The sequence below is a fragment of the Phyllobacterium sp. T2-21 genome (assembly GCF_055378485.1).
This window is the reverse complement of sequence record NZ_AP027912.1, coordinates 82,394-101,509: the sequence shown is the minus strand read 5'-3', so window position 1 is coordinate 101,509 and position 19,116 is coordinate 82,394. Positions and strand designations below refer to the sequence as shown.

Below are 19,116 nucleotides of genomic sequence, written 5' to 3'. Positions count from 1 at the left end.
CGTTCTTTTATGGGAACAATCGAAACCAGAACTGCGCCCACGACCTCTGCAGCGGGTGGTGTCGGCGCATTGCTGTTCGTGGCGATTTTCCTGTTTTTCTGGATCACCACCACGCCCTATGTCGATCTGACGGGCGCGGCTTCGGTCGATCCGAGCGCTGGAAACTCCAACGTGGTCAATCAGCTTGTCACACTGGTTCTCTCGGCAGGATTGATCGCCTTCGGGTTGAGCAGCCCCATGCGCCGGACGATCATGCAGCCGCGCGGGCTGCTCGTCCTGCTGTTCGCCTGGTTCATTCTGGTCTCCGCGCTCTCCGCGCATCCCGATATCGCCCTCAAACGCATCGTCCTTGCCATTCTGGTTTGCGTGAACGCCAGCGTCTTCCTGCTGCTGCCGCAGTCCGACCGGCATTTTGGCAGGCTGCTTGGCCTGGCGACGCTCATCATGCTGGGCTTTGCCTATTTTGGCGTCATCGCCCTTCCCACACGGGCCATTCACCAGGCATCGGAAATCCGCGAGCCGATGAATGCGGGTTTCTGGCGCGGTCAATTTCCCCACAAGAACGTCGCGGCCGCCGTCATGGTGATGGCAGTGTTCTTCGGACTGTTCGTCCATAGCGCAGGCCAGAGACTGGCGGGCATTGCCATCATTGTCCTCTCGGTGGTGTTTCTGTTGCACACCGGCGGCAAGACATCCACCGCCGCATTGCCGGGTGTTCTCATTCTTGCCTGGATATTCGAGCGCTGGAAGTGGACGCGGGCGCTGATCGGCATTGCCGGGATTGCAGTGTTCAACATTCTTGCCGTGGGAGCGGCGGTGTTCGAACCGATACGATCCCTCATCACCGCTGCCGGCATCGATGCCACCTTTACCAACCGGACGGACATCTGGCGTTTCGCCTTTTCCGCCATCGCCCAAAAGCCCTTTACCGGTTATGGATTCCAGTCGTTCTGGCAAACCGAGGAACTGGTCTACAGCGGCGGCAATGTCGAGACGTGGGCCGTTGCCGCCTATAACGGCCACAACGGCTATCTCGACACGCTTTTGACAACCGGGATACCGGGGCTGGTTCTCACGCTTATATGGTTGCTTTTTCTGCCGCTGCGCGACATAGGCAGGGCGGATAAAGCAGCCAACAATCCCGCCCTCACACGGCTTTTTGTTCGCGTCTGGCTGTACGGGATCTACACAGCCTGTGTGGAAAGCATGTTCTTCCAGAGCGGCAGCCCGTTATGGTTCGCATTCCTCTTCGCCGTGTTCGGCCTGCGCCTGCAAGCAAATGCCAGCATTGTCAGCCCAACACCTTCACAAGGTAGATTGACGGTCGCCCATGTCTGACATTCTGAAAAAACTGGACTATTGGTCGGACCGCATCACCGACAGGCTGATGCGCCGGATGCCCGGACCGCGCCTGCACATACCCGTATCGCGACCGGTCGTGTCCTTCACCTTCGATGATGTGCCTGACACGGCGCTGACCAACGGCGCACGGATATTGGAAGGCCATGGCGTGCGCGGCACGTTTTATATCGCCGGGTCGCTGGAAGGACAGATCGAACCCGGGCGCACGCTGATTTCCCGCGAGGGATGCCGGGCCCTGGCGCAGCAGGGTCATGAGATCGGCTGCCATACCTTCTCCCACACGAAGGTGTCTCATATGGGCAACCGGCGGCTTGCCGCGGATCTGCAGCGGAACAAGGCCTATCTCGACAGTGTTGCGCCGCAGGAGGGGCGTCGCAATTTCGCCTATCCCTACAATGCCGGTTCGTTCTGGGGGCGCGGCATTTTCGGCAGCCGTTTCGAAACCTGCCGTGCCGGCGGCGAGCGCATCAATCGCGGCGCCGTCAATCCGGCCTTTCTCTGGGGCGTGGAAATCCGGCAGCCGGAAAGCCATGCGCGCGGCCTGACCCATTGGATCGATCGTCTGATCGCGGAGCCCGGCTGGCTCATCTTTTTCACCCACGATATCGCGCCGCAGCCGACGGATTTCGGGTGCACGGCGGAGACGTTCGAACGCCTCGTCGCCCATACGCTGGCGCTGGGATGCACGGTCCTGCCGGTGCGGGATGCGCTGGAACAATTCGGCGCGGGGAGGCATCCGTCGTGAACGTCTCCACGCCGTCGAAGCGCCTGCTCGCGATCAACAATTATTTCTATCGGCGCGGCGGCGCCGAAGCGATATTCCTCGAGCACATGCAGCTCTTTGCCGAGATTGGCTGGGAGGTCATTCCCTTTGCCATGCAGCATCCGGACAATGATGCCTCTGCCTGGTCGGAGCATTTTGTCTCCGAAATCGAATACGGGCGGGAAAGCAGCCTTTTGACCAAAGTCGCCCAGGCCGGCAAGATCATCTATTCCTTCGAAGCGCAGCGCAGCATCGAAGCGCTGATCGAGCAGGCCCGGCCCGATATCGCCCACGCGCACAATGTCTATCATCACCTCTCGCCCTCGATCTTTGCCACGCTGAAAAAGGCGGGCATTCCGACCGTGATGACCGTGCATGACCTGAAGCTGGCCTGTCCCGCCTACAAGATGCTGGTTGACGGCCATGTCTGCGAGGAGTGCCGCGGCGGCCGGATCTATAATGTCGTGCGGCACCGCTGCATCAAGGGCTCGCTCGTCCTTAGCGGCCTGGTGTTCCTGGAGACCATCGTGCATCGCGGGCTGGGGCTTTACCGGAACAAGGTGGACAGGTTCGTTGTACCGAGCCGGTTCTATCGTGAAAAACTGATCGAATGGGGTTGGCCGGCGGAACAGCTGGTCTATATCCCGAATTTTGTCGATACGCAGGAATTCGCCACCGGCTGGAACGAAGGCGACTATTTCGTCTTTGCCGGGCGTCTCGCGCCGGAGAAGGGGCTGGTTACCCTGATCCGCGCTGCGGCGCAGGCAAAACAGCGGCTGGTGATTGCCGGAACCGGCCCGGACGAGGCCATGCTCAAGGCCCTCGTTGCGGAGCTGGGTGCGGATGTCACGTTCGCCGGATATGTCTCGGGCGGCAATCTGCGCCGCCTGATCGGCGAAGCCAAGGCACTGATCCTGCCCTCCGAATGGTATGAAAACGCTCCCGTCAGCATTTTGGAAGCCTATGCGCTCGGCCGGCCGGTCATCGGCGCGGCCATCGGCGGCATTCCGGAAATGATCCGCGAGGGCAAAACGGGCATGACCGCCATTGCCGGCGATGCGGATGACCTGGCGCGTGCCATCGGTGCCATGGCGGACATGACCGCCGCCGCCCGTTCGCGCATGGGCATGAATGGCCGCGAGTGGATCGCCCGCGACTTCTCGGCAGCGGCCTATCGCGACCGCATGGTCGATCTCTACGCCACGCTTGGAGTATCCTGATGGCTGACGGACGCGGTGCAGCAAAGCAACCCACGGTGATGATGCTCGGCCTGCGCGGCATCCCCGAGGTGCAGGGCGGTGTGGAAAAGCATGTCGAGGAACTCAGCCGGCATTTTGTCGACAAGGGCTGGGATGTCACGGTTCTCGGCCGCAGGCGGTACCTGCTGACGCCCGATCCCTATACGTGGAAACGGGTGAAGGTGCATCCGCTGTGGTCGCCCGGTTCGGTGAAATTCGAGGCGATCGCCCATACGGCGCTCGGCGTGCTGTTTGCCGCCTATCATCGTCCGGATATTCTGCACATCCATGCCATCGGCCCGGCGCTGATGACGCCACTGGCCCGCCTCTTCGGCCTGACGGTTATCGTTACCCATCACGGCTATGATTATGACCGGCAGAAATGGGGCGGCCTTGCCAAGCTCATGCTGAAACTGGGCGAGAAGGCCGGCATGCGCTTTGCGCGCGGGCGCATTGCCGTGTCCAACGACATCGCGCGGACAATGGAAAGCCGTTACGGCGTGCCGGTGCACTATGTGCCGAACGGCGTGACGGTCCGCCGGAGCCAGACGGATACGGGCATTCTCGGGAAACTCGGGCTCACGTCGCGGCGCTACATCATGCTGGTTGCGCGCATCGTGCCGGAAAAACGCCAGCACGATCTGATCGCGGCCTTTGCCAAACTGGCCGATCCCACGGTCAAGCTGGTTCTGGTGGGATCGGCCGAATACATGGCGCATTATTCGCAGGACGTTGAAAAGCTTGCCGCTGATGTTCCTGGCGTGGTTCTCGCCGGTATGCAGACGGGCGACGATCTCTCCATCCTCTACGAGAATGCGGGGTTGTTCGTGCTGCCTTCCAGCCACGAAGGCATGCCGATTGCCTTGCTCGAGGCTATGGGTGCCGGGCTGCCGGTGCTTGCCAGCGACATCACGGCCAACCTTGCAATCGGCCTGCCCGAGCAGGACTATTTCCCGCTTGGTGATATTGAGCAACTGGCCGCGGCCATGCGGTCAAAACTCGCCGTGCCGTTCGATTCCCGCAAAGCGGCGGAACAGGGCGCTCTTGTGGCAGAACAATATGGCTGGCTGAACATCGCGGACCAGACGCTCGGCGTTTACGGCACGGTTTTGAAGCGCAAAACGCCCTGATCTCTTAGGAAAGGGTGGTGATCCCGACTGGATTCGAACCAGTGGCCTACAGATTAGGAATCTGTCGCTCTATCCTACTGAGCTACGGGACCATGCGGCCAGACATACTGTTTTTCTGCCGCGACGCCAAGTCTGAAGATGCGCGAAATGCACGCATCTTCAGGAGCCGTGTCTCAAAATGTCAGGATGCGGCGGGAAGGGCGCTTTCGGCCAGCTGCACCCAGTAGCTGATGCCGTGCGGAATGACATCGTCATTGAAATCATAGGCCGGATTGTGCAGCGAGGCGCTCTCGCCATTGCCGATGAACATGAAGGCACCGGGGCGCGCTTCCAGCATATAGGAGAAATCTTCCCCTGCCATCATCGGGGCGACCTCCAGATTGACCGCCTTGCTGCCAGCCACGCTCTGCGCCGTGCGCGCGGCAAATTCCGTCTCCTGGTCGTGATTGAAGGTGACGGGGTAGTTGCGGTCGTAGTCCACCCTGGCGACAGCGCCGAGAGCCGTCGCCACGCCCTCGGCCACTTCGCGCAGGCGCTTCTCGGCAAAGTCGCGCATTTCGGAGCGCAGGGTGCGCACCGTGCCGGCGAGCTCGGCCTTCTGCGGGATGATATTGTGTGCATCGCCCGCATGGAATTTTGTCACGGACAGAACGACCGAATCCAGCGGATCGGTGCCGCGCGAAACGATGGTCTGCAGCGCGTTGACCAGCTGGGCGCCGATCACCACCGGATCGATCGTGCGGTGCGGCTGGGCCGCATGGCCGCCGCGGCCCTCAATGGTGATGTTGAATTCATCCGTTGCGGCCATGATCGGCCCCTTGCGGATGGCGAACTGGCCGACGGGCAGGCCGGGCGTATTGTGCATGCCGTAGACTTCGGAGATGGCGAAGCGCTCCATCATGCCCTCCTTGACCATCTCGCGGCCGCCGCCGCCGCCTTCCTCCGCCGGCTGGAAGATCACCGCGACCGAGCCCTTGAAGTTGCGCGTTTCGGCGAGATACTGTGCCGCCCCGAGCAGCATGGCCGTATGGCCGTCATGGCCGCAGGCATGCATCTTGCCGGCGTTTTTCGATGCATAGGGCTTGCCGGTGATTTCATTGAGGGGGAGCGCATCCATGTCGGAACGCAAGCCAACCGTCTGTCCTTCGCCGTGGCGTCCGCGAATGATGCCGACAACGCCGGTCCGGCCGATGCCGGTGGCAACCTCGTCGACGCCGAAGCTGCGCAGCTTGTCGGCGACAAATTTCGCGGTCTCGTGGACATCGAACATCAGTTCCGGATTCTCGTGCAGATGGCGCCGCCACCGGGAGACTTCTTCCTGCATTTCGATGGCGCGATTAAGCAAGGGCATAGTGTTGAAACTCCAAACGTGCGGACTACATCTGACAATTCAGTGAACAGTTCAAAGGTGTTTTGCCTTTTGCCTGCCACATAGGATAGATAAGGCCATTGCGACCCGGCGGGAAGCCCGGCAATGAAATCACAAGGCCATTTCCCTGGTTCTTTATACAGACAGGCTGGATATCTGGAATGCGGAAAACTGTAGCACTCTTTCTCTCGGGCTGCGTGGTGTCAACCACCGCAGGCCTGGCAACAGCGGCACTTGCGGGCCCGAACATCACCGTCGATGTCGGTACCGGCGAGGTTTTGTCGCAGGAAGATGCGTTCCAGCGCTGGTATCCGGCGTCCCTCACCAAGCTGGTGACCGCCTATGTGGCCTTCCGCATGATCGAATCGGGGCAGATCACCCTGGACACGCCGATCAAGATGACGGCACGTGCGGCAAAGGAGCCGCCGAGCAAAATGGGCTACAAGCCCGGCGCGCAGCTCACGCTGGATAACGCGTTCAAGATCCTCATGGTCAAATCGGCCAATGATGTGGCGATGGCTGTCGGCGAGACGCTCGGCGGCTCATCGGAAAAATTCGCCGTGCTGATGAATGCCGAAGCCAAGCGTCTGGGCATGTACGGCTCGCATTTCGTCAATCCCAACGGCCTGCATTCGGACGATCACTATACGACGGCGCGCGACCTGGCGATCCTGACGGTGCAGATGCGGCGCGAATTCCCGCAATACATGCACTATTTCGATATTGAGGCGATTGATTCCGGCAACAAGATCCAGGCCAATTTCAATGCACTGATCGGCCGGTTCCAGGGCGCGAACGGCATGAAGACCGGTTTTGTCTGCCCGTCCGGTTTCAATCTGGTCGGCTCGGCCACCCGTGATGGCCGCAACATCATCACCGTGGTTCTGGGTGAGTTGAAACAGCAGGGGCGCGCGACGAAGGCGGCCGAGCTGCTGGCAAAGGGGTTTGAGACGCGCGGAACCGGCAAGACGCTGGAGGCCCTGCAGCCCTACGGCCCGGCCACGCGCGATGTCGCCGTCAACATGCGCCCGACCGTCTGCTCCAAGGAGGCCGCCGCCTCCGACAGCTGGGATGGCAAGGACGTCGAGGGGCATATCATCGAGGGTTCGCCCTATATGTACCGGATGGATCATGAACCGCAGGCGGAACTCGTTGCCTTGCTTCCTTCCAAGACCATTGCGAAGGGCAAGGACATGAGCCGCATCCCGATCCCGGTTCCGCGGCCCGACCGTGCATCGATCACCGATGCGGCCAACACGGCAAAAACAGTGAATTAACGCAGCAAGATAGGATGTCATCATGAGTGGCCTCAATGCCCCCATTCCGGTTTCTGTACTCACGGGATTTCTGGGGTCGGGCAAGACCACCTTGCTGAACCGCCTGCTGAAAGATCCGGCATTGGCCGACACGGCCGTCATCATCAACGAATTCGGCGATGTCGGCATCGACCATCTCCTGGTGGAGACGGCGAGCGAAGGCGTCATCGAGCTTTCCGACGGCTGCCTGTGCTGCACCGTGCGGGGCGAACTCGTCGATACGCTGGCCGACCTGATCGACCGTCTGCAGACGGGCCAGTTGAAGCGGCTCAAGCGGGTCATCATCGAAACGACCGGGCTGGCCGATCCTGCGCCCGTCCTGCATGCGATCATGGGGCATCCGGTGCTGCTGCAGGCATTCCGGGTGGACGGGGTAATCACAACCGTTGATGCCGTCAACGGCATGGCGACGCTCGATGCGCATGAGGAAGCGGTGAAACAGGCGGCGGTTGCCGACCGCATTGTCGTGACCAAGACCGATATGCCGCAAGCCGCGCAGGGGCTGCCAGCGCTGCGTGCCCGGCTCGCCGCACTCAATCCCGGTGCGGATATCATCGATGTCGGCGATGCGCGCACCGGCTATGCCGCCCTGTTCGAATGTGGTGTCTACAATCCCGAGACGAAAACCATCGATGTGCAGCGCTGGCTGAAGGCGGAAGCCTATCGCGATCGTGAGCACGAGCGTGAAGCGGTTGAGCATCACGCGGATCATCACCATCACGATCATGGGGAGCATCATCACCATGACCACGATCACCACCACCATCATCACGATGTGAACCGCCACGATGCGGCGATACGCTCCTTCTCGCTGACACACGATGCGCCGGTACCGCGCGCCGGTTTCGAGATGTTCCTCGATCTCCTGCGCTCGGCCCATGGCGAGAAACTCCTGCGCATGAAAGGCATCGTGCAACTGGCCGATGATCCGGAGCGTCCGCTGGTCATTCACGGCGTGCAGCAGATTTTCCATCCGCCGGCGCGGCTTGCCGCATGGCCGGAAGGGCGGCGCGAGACACGGCTGGTTCTGATCGTCAAGGATCTGCCGGAAAGCTACGTGACCCAGCTGTTCAGCGCCTTCCTCAACGAGCCGAAGATTGATACGCCGGACCGTGCAGCGCTGTTCGACAATCCGCTGGCGATCCCGGGATTGAAAGTCTAGGCTTCAGCAAGCTGCAGTGGACGTTGTGCGTGGTTCGACGAGCTCACCATGAGGGAAGTGGTTTGGCTGCAATGCTAATCGCAAAAGTTGCAGAATATAGCTCCCTGCGATCCTCCACCTCCCTCATGGTGAGCTTGTCGAACCACGCACTGGTCTTGCTGCAAATCTGCGAATGGTGCGTTAGCTGCGCTCGATGTGAAAGCGGTGGCCGCCCTCGATGGTCACCGTCTCGATCAGCCGGTGGCCGTCGTTCAGGCAGAAATTCGGCATGTCGATGACGGCGAGAGGATCGCTGGTTTCGACCCAGAGACGGCTGCCTCCGGGCATGGTTTCCAAGCGTTTGCGGGTTTTGAGCACCGGCAGCGGGCAGTTCAGACCACGCAGATCATAGATGTCAGCCGACATGGCGGGCTCTCCAGGCAGGCAAATAGACGTGGCTCAATTGCCGATGATTTTCCACCAGGCCTTTTTTGCCGGCTGTTCCGCCACCGTGGCTGTCACGTCCTGTGGGGCCTGGACGGGCGCTGCCGCCGGTGCCGGTACGCGTGCGATTGTCTGGCGTACCGGGGCAACGACATTGGCGGCGACCTGATTGGCGGTGGAAGCCGGTGCCGTGGTTGCGGCCGGGATGGCGGCAACCGTCATGCGGTGCCGTTTGCCGGCCTCGCGCTCGTCGCGGGCCTTGTCGGCGGCGACAGCGGAAGCGAGGCGGACCATGACCTGCGGCTTCAGCGCGGCGTCCTTGTCCTGCGGCGATAGGGATGGCGGCTCCTGGGTGACGCGTTCACCGCGGGCGCGGCGGGCGCTCCATTCGGCGATGATCTTGGCTTCGTTCAGGCCCTGGATGGAACGGCTCGGCGCCTGGATGCTGCTCTTGCCGGCCATGGAGGAGAATGCGGCCTCATAATTGGTCTGATAGCTCTGATAGGCCATCTTCAGCGTTTCAGGCTGCTGCATGGGCGGGCATGTGGCGGTTGCGGCAATCGGCGCGTTCGGGTCGGTGGTGTTGTTGAAGACATATTTCTTCTCGCACACATCCACTTTCGGCGGCACCTTGGTGATCTCGAAGTGATCGTAGCCTTCCTTCAGGTTTTTCCAGAAGGGATAGTTCGGATCATCCTTGTAGCGCGCCATGTTGGCTGCGGTCATGCGGAACGGAAAGGCCTGGAGCTGGATCGAATCCTGCCCGCCCTTGAACGCGTCGCGGGCAAAGGCGTAGATTTCCTGGACCTGCGCATCGGTCATCGAATAGCAGCCTGACGACGAGCAGGCGCCGTGCACCATCAGATTGGCGCCGGTGCGGCCGAGCGCCTGGTCGAGCGCATTGGGAAAGCCCGTGTTGAAGGACAGGTAATAGCTGGATTTCGGATTCATCTGCCCGGGGCGCACGGCATAGAAGCCTTCCGGTGCCTGGCGGTCGCCCTCGATGAACTTCGGACCGAGCTTGCCCGACCATTTGCAGATCTGGTAGCTCGTGACGATATCGTAGCGGCCGTTGTCCTTGCGTTTCCAGACTTCAAGAACGCTCTCTTCCTTGAAGATGCGGACCATGATCGGCGCGGTCATGGTCATGCCCTTGGTCTTCATCAGCTTGACCAGCTTTTCGGACAATTGCTTTTCGGATTTTGGTGCAAGGTCGGACACCGACGCGCCCTGGCAACCCGCCAGAAACAGGGTCAGCAATAACGGAGCAAGGATATGTGTCGGTATTTTCATCTTCGCAGCTGTTACCAGTTCGCTTCGCCGAAATTGTGTGGATTGAAATCCACAACCCCCTATTTGCATCCGGTATAGTTGATAAAGCCTTACTGCAATGAGTCAAATTGCTCAATCATGCAATTGTCACCTGCAATGAAGACAGGGCGGATTTATGGCGAAATACACTGTTTTTCCAAGATGATCCATCCGTTGCAGCACGTACTTGCCCTGTAATACGCCATTGACAGGAAGCATTCGCCCTCATCAATTGTTGGTGTCCGGCCCGTGAGCGGCCGCGTTGCGTGCCCGTTTCGTCAGCAGTGCAGGGAGGAACAGAATGGCAATTGCACCCTTTTTGACGCTCAAACGCCATCTGAAAGCGCCGCCACGGCTGGTGTGGGCCGCCTGGACCGATCCCTCGATGATCGTGCGCTGGTGGGGCCCCACGGGAGCCAGAACCCTGAAGGCGGAAGCCGATCCGCGCCTTGGCGGCCGCTATCACATCGTCTTCGTCACCTCCGACGGCGAGCAGCACGATGTCAGCGGTGTCTATTGCGAGGTGCTGGTCGAGCAGCGCCTGGCCTTTACCTGGATGTGGATTACCCTGCCGGACCGGGAGTCGCTGGTAACGCTGGTGCTGGAACGGGTGGATGACGGCACATTGCTGACACTCATCCATGAGAAGTTCTACGACGAGGCGGCGCGGGATCGTCACAGGCAGGGCTGGAGCGGCGCGCTCGACAGTCTTGAGACTTTTATCAATCAACAGGCGGTGGATCATCGTGACTGAACATTCTGCAATCACATTTCGCCCGGCCTCACTGTCCTATCTGCCATTGATGGCGAAATGGCTGATGATGCCGCATATGCGTGACTCCTATCAGCCGGACCCGATAACCCCGCGCGAGGTTGCGGAGGAATATGGCCCATTGTTCACCGGCGAGACGCCGGATATCTGTCACATCGCCTATTATGGCGAGCAGCCTTTCGGTTATCTGCAATGCTACCGCAACGCGGACTATGAGGACGAGCTGCCCGCGCTCGACTACGGCATCAGCGTCGATCTGTTCATTGGCGAGCCGGACTATATCGGGCGCGGCATCGGTTCGCTGATGCTGCGGGAATATCTTGCGCAAATCGCCTTCCCGCATTTCACCGATGAGCGGTTTGCCTATATCACGCACGAGGCGGGCGATCTCGATGCGATCAGGGCATCGGAAGCGGCAGGTTTTCGGCCGGTTGACGAATTTGAAGAGGATGGCGACAGCGTTATTCTTTTCAGGTTCGAACGCAGCAGCAACGACAATAAAAAAGGCGGCGCCTGAGCACCGCCTTTCATGAAATCAGCACAAACGGTGATTAGCCGTTGAGGGCATCCTTCAGAGCCTTTGCAGGCTGGAAGGCAACCTTCTTGGAGGCTGCGATCTTGATCGTTGCGCCAGTTGCAGGGTTACGGCCTTCGCGAGCAGCGCGCGACTGTACCTTGAACTTGCCGAAGCCTGGCAGCGAAACTTCGTCGCCTGCGACGACGGCATCGGTGATGCCCTTAAGAACGCTATCAACAATCGCCTTGGACTGAACCTTTGTAAGACCCTGATCAGCGACGAGCTTCTCGATAAGATCGGACGTATTCATGTTGGCGGTTTCCTCAGTATATTCGTTGATCGAAGGCGTCTGTATGGCATGCGTTGCCGCCTCTGTCATCAGGAATAGGACGCATTTTCGGGGTTTATACCCAGTGTTTATAGGGTTTTTTGCAAAACCGGCTATGATTTTTCAGATCGGAGCCGGATGACGCCTGCAAATTCAGTCCGGTGATTCGGCCTGTGATTCCGCCGGTTCAGGGCTGCCGGTCTGTAGAGCGTCGGGCCTCTGCCAGATCGGAGGGTTGCCGATATGGCGCGCCACGTGGTCGATAAAGGCGCGCACCTTGGCCGAGACATGCCGGGTCGGCGGGTAGACCGCATAGATCCTGTAGGGCAGAGGCCTCGCCTCCGGCAAGACCGGGATGAGCGTGCCGCGCCGCAGCGCTTCGGCGGCGATGAACATGGGCAGGAGCACCAGGCCCAGTCCGGCGATGGCCATGTCGCGCATGGCTTCGCCATTGTTGGCCACGATGCGCCCGTGCATGGCAACCGAAATGGGTTCGCCGGGAGCCGCCGGGTTTTCGAACTGCCAGAGCTGGCTGGTGTTGACGTTGGAGTAATCGATGCACGCGTAGGAGCCGAGTTCGCCGAGGTTTTGCGGCAGGCCGTTGGCTGCGGCAAAAGCCGGGCTGCAGCATATGACGCGCGGGTCGGTGCACAGCTTGCGCGCGATCAGGCTGGAATCCCTCAGGATGCCGATGCGGATACCGGCATCGAAGCCGCCTTTGACGAGATCGACCATGCGGTCGTCGAACTCAACGGCGATTTCGAGATCGGGATACTGCCGGGCGAAATCGGCAATCAGGCGGCTCAGGTAAAACGTGCCGAAGGTCATCGGCGCCGTGACGCGCAAGGTGCCGCGAATGGCGCTGTAGCGCTCCCCGACGGTGTCGGCCGCTTCGGTGAGCTCGCGCACCAGCGGCCGGACACGTTCGACAAAGGCGCGGGCATTGTCCGAGGCGAGCAGTTTGCGCGGCGAGCGCTGGAACAGTTCCGTACCGAGCGCCGCTTCCAGATCGGTGATACGCTTGCTGACCACGGATTTCGACAGATTGAGCCGGGCGGCAGTCATGGTGATGCTGCCCGTCTCCATCACGTCGAGAAAAGTTAAGAGATCGTCGAAGCGCCATTTCATGGTTCTCTTATAGAGGACAGCAGCGCAACAACAAAGACGGTTCCGGGAAAATCGTTCTGCCCTGCCGAACATGGGTTGCATCGAAGCGGGCTTTATATCGGCGCCTGTCGCGCAGATATTCACCCCAACGGCGCATGAGCGCCAGGCAACATCATTCAGGAGGCTTTCATGTCCCTACAATTGACAGGTATCCATCATCTGACCGCCATCACGGCGAATGCCCCGGAAAACCTGCGTTTCTACACGCAGACCCTCGGTTTGCGGCTCGTCAAGAAGACAGTCAACCAGGACGATACCAGCGCCTATCACCTGTTCTATGCCGATGGCGAGGCAACGCCCGGCACCGACCTGACCTTCTTCGACTGGCCTGTCGGCCCGGAACGGCGCGGCACGCACAGCATTGCGCGCACGGGTCTGCGCGTCGGCAGCAAGGCCAGCCTTGTCTGGTGGAAGGCACGCTTCAACGAACTTGGCGTCAAGTCGGACGAAATCGTCGCAATCGGCGGCCGTGACTCGCTCGATTTCGAGGACGGCGAAGGCCAGCGTTTCCGGTTGATCGATGATGGCGGCGCGGGCCCGTCGCATCCCTGGGACAAGAGCCCGGTTCCGGCCGAACACCAGATCCGCGGTCTTGGCCCGATCACGATCAGCGTGCCTGATATCACCAACACGGAAGCCATTCTCCTGCATGTGATGAACATGCGCCAGACCAGCACCTATCCGTCTCCCGACGGGGCCGGTCATGTCCACGTCTTTTCCATGGGCGAGGGCGGACCTGCTGCCGAACTGCATGTTGCCGTCCAGCCGGATCTTCCCGTGGCCCGTCAGGGTGCGGGTGCGGTGCATCACGTGGCGTTCCGGGCGCCGGATGTGCAGCAGCTGCACGAATGGACGGAACGGCTGAAGAGTTTCCGCATGCCGTCCAGCGGCGAGGTCGAGCGCTACTACTTCCGCTCGCTGTATTTCCGCGAGCCCAATGGCATTCTGTTCGAGATCGCCACGGATGGTCCCGGCTTCACCGTTGACGAACCGCTGGAAACGCTGGGCGAAGGATTGTCCCTGCCGCCGTTCCTCGAGGGCAAGCGGGCGTCCATCGAAGCAAATCTGAAGCCTCTGGTCTAACCGGAGGCATTTGGTGGTGCGTGGTTCGACAAGCTCACCATGAGGGAGGTTGAGCGTTGCAGGGGTTATATTCTGCAACGCTTATAATCGGTTTTGAAGCCAACCCAGTCCCCTCATGGTGAGCTTGTCGAACCACGCACCATGCTTTTCCGAAGTCAGGCCGGGCGATTCGCTGCAATCCACTGCCGCACGGCATCGATGTCATGCTGCCCGGTTTCGTGCCCGGCATGGACACGCTGGACGGTAAGGTCCGCTCCGGCCTGCCGCAGCAGCGCCTCGAGATCGGGCGTCTTGGCGCCGAACAGGTCGTGGTCGCCATTGACCATCAGAATTTTCGCATGGCTCAAATCCGCCTGCGGTGTCTCCTCAAGAACATTCATCGCGCGCAGGAGAATCACATTCGTGACAAGTCCGGGATGCAGCAGCATGGTTGCCACCAGCATGTTGGCGCCGTTGGAATAACCCAGAAACACCGTGCGTTCGAGATCGAGACGATAGGCTTCGGCTGCCCCTTCGATGAAGGCCGCCAGTGCTTCGGCCTCCGAACGGATATCCTGCTGGTCGAAGCTCAGGGGGCCGAAGCGGCGGAACCAGCGGCCGATGCCCTCCTCGTTGCTGCGCCCGCGTAAACCAATGAGGGTGGCATGCGGCGCGGCATTGGCGGCAAGCGGCAGCAGCGTGGTCTCATTGCCGTCGGAGCCATGCAATAGCACAAGCGTCAGGCCATCGTTGTGGTCAGGCGTATAGACACGGTGCACGAAAGGCAGCTCGCGGTAGAGGAACCGCTCCTCGCCGGGCAGGCCGAACTGCGGCAGCATCACTTTGAGATTGCCGGCCTCTTCGGCAAAATGCGGCGGAATGAACAGTTGCGTGCCGAGCGTTTCCAGCGGCTCGTCCACAAGCATGCCGGGACCGTCGGTCGCCATCTCGAACAGCGTGCCGCCGGGCTCGCGCACATAGATCGAGTGAAAATACTTGCGGTCATGCATGGCGGTCGCGTCCGACCCATCCCTGATCAGGCTGTTATAGGTCTCCTGGACATGGGCGATATCGGGCGAGCGGAAGGCGATGTGATCGACCGTTCCGGTGCCGGGCGCCGAACTCCAGAAGCCGCTGGCATCGCGCACATCGACGCAATCGCCGGTATCCGAAACCATCCGTACAATCGTGTCGGTGCGCTCGCCGGCGTGAAAGCCGAAATAGGTTTCGAGAAAGGCGCAGGTGGCCTGTGGCTGTTCGGTGAGGACCGTGGCGCCGCGGATGCGCCGGATGGCGTCGGCCGCGGCAATGCCCCGGGCGGTCCACGGCGCGGTGCCCGTTACCCCTGATGTTCCGACGAGTTTCACGATCACGCCGTCGGGGTCTTTCAGCCGCAGGACCGTTTCGCCGAACTCCTGTGCGGGGCCGGTGACGGCAATGTTGTGCTGGAGCGCGCGGGTCAGCCAGAAGCCGATGGCGTCCGGGGCGATGGCAAGCGCGATTTCGCTCGGCTGCCCGTAACCCACCCGGCCGAGCGATCCGTCTTCCCAGACGAGAAAGGTGATCAACGAACCGGGGGTTGCCGATGTGTCGCCATAGAGGAGGTGAAGCTGGGTCGCGTCTTCATAGCCGCCGGTGCGCTTGACGAGGCGAAGGCCGAGAAAACCGGCATAGAAGTCCACATTTGCCTGAACGCTGCGGGTGATCAGGGTGATGTGGTGGATGCCGCTTGTCATGAAGTTCCTCCGCCTGTGGATCATGCGACCAATATGCGGCGATCAATACGGGGAAAGCCAGCGGGCGGCAATCAGGCAGGACCTGAAAAAACAACACCCACCGCGGGAGGAGGTGCGGTGGGTGCTATTTGTAAAGGCCGGCTGGGAGGAGGAGTGCCGGCCTTTGAACGTTCGGAACCTGGGAGGAGGTCATCCCGAACGTTAACTTTGAATTCGATTAGCGCGCAGCTGCGGCCTTCTTGGCAACGAAGGCGATATCGCCACGGGAGATGCCGAGGTCGTTCAGTTCACGTGCGGACAGGCGGTTCAGTTCCGTGACCGTGTCACGATAACGGCGCCAGTTGTTGTAAGAGCGGATCAGGTTCATTTCACTCACCTTGGTAACTTATTGTTTGTTGGATCATTTCTTGATCGTGACCTGCATATAGTCGATGCCCGGCGAAACTTGCAGTGACAAGAATGCATAGCTGCTTTGCAGGAAGTGCGGAGTGGATGGCCAAATTGGGGCGGGTCGAATCACGTCAATCATGACGGCCTTGAAGGAGTGCAGAAACCCGCCTTCTTCTTGTCGCGGCGCCGCCCCGCCCGGCATGGCCGCGACGCCTGTCCGGTTATCGCTGCCCGTGACTGCGGACCTTTTGAACGACCCTTCGCAGCGGCTGCGTCATCCGCCACGAGGTGCTCGATCGGATGGCGGTCAGTTCCTCCTGCAGCCGCTGAATAATCTGCGCCTGTTCCCGTGACATTTGCTCAAGGGCGCTGTGGTCCGGATTGTGCCTGTCCATGGCTGTGGCATGAAGAAGCCGCATCTTCTTGATCTCGCGCCGCAGGGCAATGTTGTCGAGCTGTTCCAGCGACGGGAAGTCATCCGATGCCGCCGCCGGGAGTTTTGGCAGGGTTTGCACGGCAATTTCCGATTCCACCCGTACTTTTTCAGGATCTATCAGGCTCTTGTGCAGCGGCAGAATGGATTCGAGGCTCGCCGACGGGGGCAGGCATCCCCGGAGCGTGGAAAAGAGATATTCGGGTTCCTGGGTGAAACGCGGAAAGGCGATGAGGTAAATCGGTATTCCCGCCCGCGTCAGGCGCTCGACAAGGTGATGGAATCCCACGGCCAGCAGCCGGGCCTGATCGACGGGATCGAGCGCATACACCGCGCCTCCGGGCGTTTCTCCCCAGTGGTCCCAGGTCCGTGCCTCGTCGGCCATCCATTCCTGGGTGTGATGGAGTCTCTGCAGTTCGAGAATGATCCGGCTGCTTGCCGCTTCCGCCAGATTGCGTATGGGAATGATGACGCCGTCAATCGTAATGTCGGTGCGCTTGAGCACCTCGTCGATGAATTGGTACAGCCAGGGGGATTTGACGACGTAGGGAAGGTTCGCGCCGCCATGGAGAACCAGATCCTCCAAACCGGCATTGGCGTCCTCTATCAGATGGGTCTGTCCGTTGGATCTGGTGATGTGTGTGGTCAGTCCCAGGGCATCGAGATATCGGACGAGAAGGCTCGTTCCGGCCCGGCCTGTACCCGCGATGAGGAGATGATTTGCCATGCGTGTCTCGTATTATCTGGCAAACAGATACACCCGGCCTTGGGCGGAAAACAGTTACAAGTTGTTAAGTTTGTTGATCGCGAAAAAGCCCGTTTTCTGGGCATGGGGACGCCGCCTGCGGGCAGACTTTTCGGCGCCGCGGCAGGGAGGGCAAATCGAAATCCCCGATTGAACCGGTATTGAGCATGGCCTTGCTGTCGGTTCGCCGGGGCTTGGGCCAAGATCGGGCTCCTGATCCCCACGCGAGAACGAAGCCGTGTACGACGAGTATGACGACAAACAGCACCTGCATTATACGACACCGGTCTGGGTGCACCTGCTGGCCTTTGGCGTCGTGGTGGGGATTGCCGTGCTGATCTGCGAACTCTGCCAATCCCTGGCCTAGAATCAAGGTTGCCGGTCTCGGACCCGCCGGCTGGCGGAAAAGCCTGCAGGATTGCCGCGTCATCGGCCAATACCGGTCGCGCCAACAGCGATATCGATTTTCGTCGGGAAGGAATGGCGCGCCCGAAAGGATTCGAACCTCTGACCCCCAGATTCGTAGTCTGGTGCTCTATCCAGCTGAGCTACGGGCGCGTGCCACACTTGCGCGTTCGTCTGCGCAGGCCGGTTCGTAATCGGTTGGGCTGTGAATTGCAAGCAGCTTTGGCAAAAAAACCGCAACAATTTTTTGCCGGAACGTCGCACCCCGGTTTATTCGGCGGCTTAGCGCCTTTCCGGCCGCGTGCACCCGCGTCTTTCCGGCAGAAAAGAAAAGGCCCGGAGAATGTCCGGGCCTTTGTGCAGGTCTTAAAGGTTGCGCCCGATGGCGAGGAACTTGTCGCGCCTGTCTTTCCTGAGCGCTTCGCCGTCCATCGATGCCATGGATTTCAGAGCAACGTTGATGATGTTGCCCGTCGCCTCGATCACCGCATCCTTGCCGCGATGGGCGCCGCCCGTGGGTTCGGGAATGATGCCGTCGATGATTTTCAGCTCGTACAGGTCCTGTGCGGTGATGCGCATGTTGGTTGCCGCATCCTTGGCGCGGGTTGAATCGTGCCAGAGGATCGATGCCGCGCCTTCCGGCGAGATCACCGAGTAAATCGCATGTTCGAGCATGTAGACCCGATTCGCCGTGGCAATGGCGATGGCGCCGCCGGAGCCGCCTTCGCCGATGATGACGGAAACCATCGGCACTTTCAGGTTCAGCGATGCCGCGGTGGACCGCGCAATGGCTTCCGCCTGTCCGCGCTCTTCCGCGGCGATGCCCGGAAAGGCGCCGGCCGTATCGACGAGCGTGATGACCGGAAGGTTGAAGCGGTCGGCCAGGTCCATGACGCGCACGGCCTTGCGGTAACCTTCGGGCATGGCCATGCCGAAATTGTGCTTGAGGCGGGACTTCGTGTCGTTGCCCTTTTCCTGGCCGATCACGGCGACGGCCTGGCCGTTGAAACGGGCAAGACCGGCCTGGATGGCCTCGTCTTCGGCAAAGTTGCGGTCACCGGCGAGCGGCGTGAAGTCCGTGAACAGCCTGCCGATGTAGTCGACGCAATGCGGACGGTCGGGATGGCGGGCGATCTGCGCCTTCTGCCAGGGGGTCAGCTTGCGGTAGAGATCGCGCAAAGCCTCGGCCGACCGCTTTTCCAGACGGGCGATCTCGTCATTGGTGTCGAGTGCGCCGCCTTCTTCCGCAAGCTTCTTCAGTTCGAGAATCTTGCCATCGAGATCAGCAACCGGCTTTTCGAAATCGAGATAGTTGTACATGGACGACGTGTCTGCCTGCATAACGGTGGATTTTTCACGACCTAACTGGCTGTTGCGGACGCTCATGTCAAGGAAGCATGGCGGACAAGGCGCGTTCGCGGCGCCAGTTATAGGAATAATTCCGGCGAAGGTGTGGTGGAAACCCGTGGATAAGGACGAAGTTCAAG

At 60.5% G+C, this 19,116-nt stretch carries 20 protein-coding genes and 2 tRNA genes; 10 read left to right on the top strand and 12 right to left on the bottom strand.

The window, feature by feature from the left end; all coding sequences use genetic code 11:
* Positions 1-9 precede the first annotated feature (9 nt).
* Genes ACZ5FP_RS00530 through ACZ5FP_RS00515 form a run of 4 tightly spaced genes read left to right on the top strand, consistent with a single transcriptional unit; the run spans position 10 to position 4,493 of the window.
* A complete protein-coding gene (locus ACZ5FP_RS00530; RefSeq protein ID WP_464661559.1) occupies positions 10-1,338 on the top strand; it encodes an O-antigen ligase family protein in 1,329 nt (442 codons plus the stop codon).
* Positions 1,331-2,107 carry a polysaccharide deacetylase family protein gene (locus ACZ5FP_RS00525; protein WP_464661558.1) on the top strand — a complete coding sequence of 259 codons (777 nt, stop codon included), beginning with the start codon at positions 1,331-1,333 and terminating at the stop codon, positions 2,105-2,107. Before ACZ5FP_RS00530 ends, ACZ5FP_RS00525 begins: the two co-directional genes overlap by 8 nt.
* Positions 2,104-3,345: a glycosyltransferase family 4 protein gene (locus tag ACZ5FP_RS00520; protein WP_464661557.1), complete on the top strand. Its 1,242-nt coding sequence runs from the start codon at positions 2,104-2,106 to the stop codon at positions 3,343-3,345. The genes ACZ5FP_RS00525 and ACZ5FP_RS00520 overlap by 4 nt, the downstream gene beginning before the upstream one ends.
* Positions 3,345-4,493 (top strand): glycosyltransferase family 4 protein, encoded by a 1,149-nt coding sequence (locus tag ACZ5FP_RS00515; protein WP_464661556.1) that lies wholly within the window; start codon positions 3,345-3,347, stop codon positions 4,491-4,493. Before ACZ5FP_RS00520 ends, ACZ5FP_RS00515 begins: the two co-directional genes overlap by 1 nt.
* Positions 4,494-4,508: 15 nt before the next feature.
* Here ACZ5FP_RS00515 and ACZ5FP_RS00510 read toward each other — a convergent pair.
* A tRNA-Arg gene (locus ACZ5FP_RS00510) sits at positions 4,509-4,585 on the bottom strand.
* Positions 4,586-4,674: 89 nt separating this feature from the next.
* Complete coding sequence (locus tag ACZ5FP_RS00505; RefSeq protein WP_426136435.1) at positions 4,675-5,844, bottom strand: M20 aminoacylase family protein; 1,170 nt, start codon at positions 5,842-5,844, stop codon at positions 4,675-4,677.
* Between the two features lie 179 nt (positions 5,845-6,023).
* Here ACZ5FP_RS00505 and ACZ5FP_RS00500 point away from each other — a divergent pair, with 179 nt between their 5' ends.
* Positions 6,024-7,139 (top strand): D-alanyl-D-alanine carboxypeptidase family protein, encoded by a 1,116-nt coding sequence (locus ACZ5FP_RS00500; protein ID WP_464661555.1) that lies wholly within the window; start codon positions 6,024-6,026, stop codon positions 7,137-7,139.
* A gap of 22 nt (positions 7,140-7,161) precedes the next feature.
* Positions 7,162-8,340: a CobW family GTP-binding protein gene (locus ACZ5FP_RS00495; RefSeq protein ID WP_464661554.1), complete on the top strand. Its 1,179-nt coding sequence runs from the start codon at positions 7,162-7,164 to the stop codon at positions 8,338-8,340.
* Between the two features lie 180 nt (positions 8,341-8,520).
* On the opposite strand, the gene ACZ5FP_RS00490 is transcribed toward ACZ5FP_RS00495, so the two are convergent.
* Both ACZ5FP_RS00490 and ACZ5FP_RS00485 read right to left on the bottom strand, forming a co-directional pair.
* Positions 8,521-8,745, bottom strand: coding sequence for a sulfurtransferase TusA family protein (locus ACZ5FP_RS00490; RefSeq protein ID WP_464661553.1), 225 nt, complete (start codon positions 8,743-8,745; stop codon positions 8,521-8,523).
* Positions 8,746-8,778: 33 nt separating this feature from the next.
* Positions 8,779-10,056, bottom strand: a complete 1,278-nt coding sequence (locus ACZ5FP_RS00485; RefSeq protein ID WP_403180759.1) for a hypothetical protein — start codon at positions 10,054-10,056, stop codon at positions 8,779-8,781.
* Between the two features lie 319 nt (positions 10,057-10,375).
* Here ACZ5FP_RS00485 and ACZ5FP_RS00480 point away from each other — a divergent pair, with 319 nt between their 5' ends.
* Both ACZ5FP_RS00480 and ACZ5FP_RS00475 read left to right on the top strand, forming a co-directional pair.
* On the top strand, positions 10,376-10,828 hold the full coding sequence (locus ACZ5FP_RS00480) for an SRPBCC family protein (protein ID WP_464661552.1): 453 nt from the start codon (positions 10,376-10,378) through the stop codon (positions 10,826-10,828).
* Positions 10,821-11,363 (top strand): GNAT family N-acetyltransferase, encoded by a 543-nt coding sequence (locus tag ACZ5FP_RS00475; protein WP_346305807.1) that lies wholly within the window; start codon positions 10,821-10,823, stop codon positions 11,361-11,363. The genes ACZ5FP_RS00480 and ACZ5FP_RS00475 overlap by 8 nt, the downstream gene beginning before the upstream one ends.
* Positions 11,364-11,397: 34 nt before the next feature.
* Here the strand turns inward: ACZ5FP_RS00475 and ACZ5FP_RS00470 are convergent, their stop codons facing one another.
* Positions 11,398-11,673 (bottom strand): HU family DNA-binding protein, encoded by a 276-nt coding sequence (locus ACZ5FP_RS00470; RefSeq protein ID WP_091880272.1) that lies wholly within the window; start codon positions 11,671-11,673, stop codon positions 11,398-11,400.
* A gap of 171 nt (positions 11,674-11,844) precedes the next feature.
* Positions 11,845-12,819, bottom strand: a complete 975-nt coding sequence (locus tag ACZ5FP_RS00465; RefSeq protein ID WP_464661551.1) for a LysR family transcriptional regulator — start codon at positions 12,817-12,819, stop codon at positions 11,845-11,847.
* A 168-nt stretch (positions 12,820-12,987) separates the two neighbouring features.
* On the opposite strand from ACZ5FP_RS00465, the gene ACZ5FP_RS00460 reads away from it, so the two are divergent.
* Positions 12,988-13,941, top strand: a complete 954-nt coding sequence (locus ACZ5FP_RS00460) for a ring-cleaving dioxygenase (RefSeq protein ID WP_464661550.1) — start codon at positions 12,988-12,990, stop codon at positions 13,939-13,941.
* A gap of 155 nt (positions 13,942-14,096) precedes the next feature.
* Here the strand turns inward: ACZ5FP_RS00460 and ACZ5FP_RS00455 are convergent, their stop codons facing one another.
* From ACZ5FP_RS00455 to ACZ5FP_RS00440, 4 genes are all read right to left on the bottom strand, one after another.
* On the bottom strand, positions 14,097-15,656 hold the full coding sequence (locus ACZ5FP_RS00455; protein ID WP_464661549.1) for a VOC family protein: 1,560 nt from the start codon (positions 15,654-15,656) through the stop codon (positions 14,097-14,099).
* 217 nt (positions 15,657-15,873) lie between these two features.
* The gene (locus ACZ5FP_RS00450) at positions 15,874-16,023 is read right to left on the bottom strand and encodes a DUF1127 domain-containing protein (protein ID WP_091879951.1); all 150 of its coding nucleotides are present in this window, start codon (positions 16,021-16,023) and stop codon (positions 15,874-15,876) included.
* Positions 16,024-16,056: 33 nt separating this feature from the next.
* Entirely contained in the window at positions 16,057-16,248 is a 192-nt protein-coding gene (locus ACZ5FP_RS00445; protein ID WP_464661548.1) for a hypothetical protein, read from the bottom strand.
* Positions 16,249-16,267: 19 nt separating this feature from the next.
* A complete protein-coding gene (locus ACZ5FP_RS00440) occupies positions 16,268-17,206 on the bottom strand; it encodes a hypothetical protein (RefSeq protein WP_464661547.1) in 939 nt (312 codons plus the stop codon).
* Between the two features lie 256 nt (positions 17,207-17,462).
* Here ACZ5FP_RS00440 and ACZ5FP_RS00435 point away from each other — a divergent pair, with 256 nt between their 5' ends.
* Positions 17,463-17,591 (top strand): hypothetical protein, encoded by a 129-nt coding sequence (locus ACZ5FP_RS00435; RefSeq protein WP_346305802.1) that lies wholly within the window; start codon positions 17,463-17,465, stop codon positions 17,589-17,591.
* A 114-nt stretch (positions 17,592-17,705) separates the two neighbouring features.
* On the opposite strand, the gene ACZ5FP_RS00430 is transcribed toward ACZ5FP_RS00435, so the two are convergent.
* Positions 17,706-17,782: transfer RNA gene (locus tag ACZ5FP_RS00430), tRNA-Arg, on the bottom strand.
* 213 nt (positions 17,783-17,995) lie between these two features.
* Positions 17,996-18,949: an acetyl-CoA carboxylase carboxyltransferase subunit alpha gene (locus ACZ5FP_RS00425; RefSeq protein ID WP_464663125.1), complete on the bottom strand. Its 954-nt coding sequence runs from the start codon at positions 18,947-18,949 to the stop codon at positions 17,996-17,998.
* Positions 18,950-19,116: the final 167 nt, after the last annotated feature.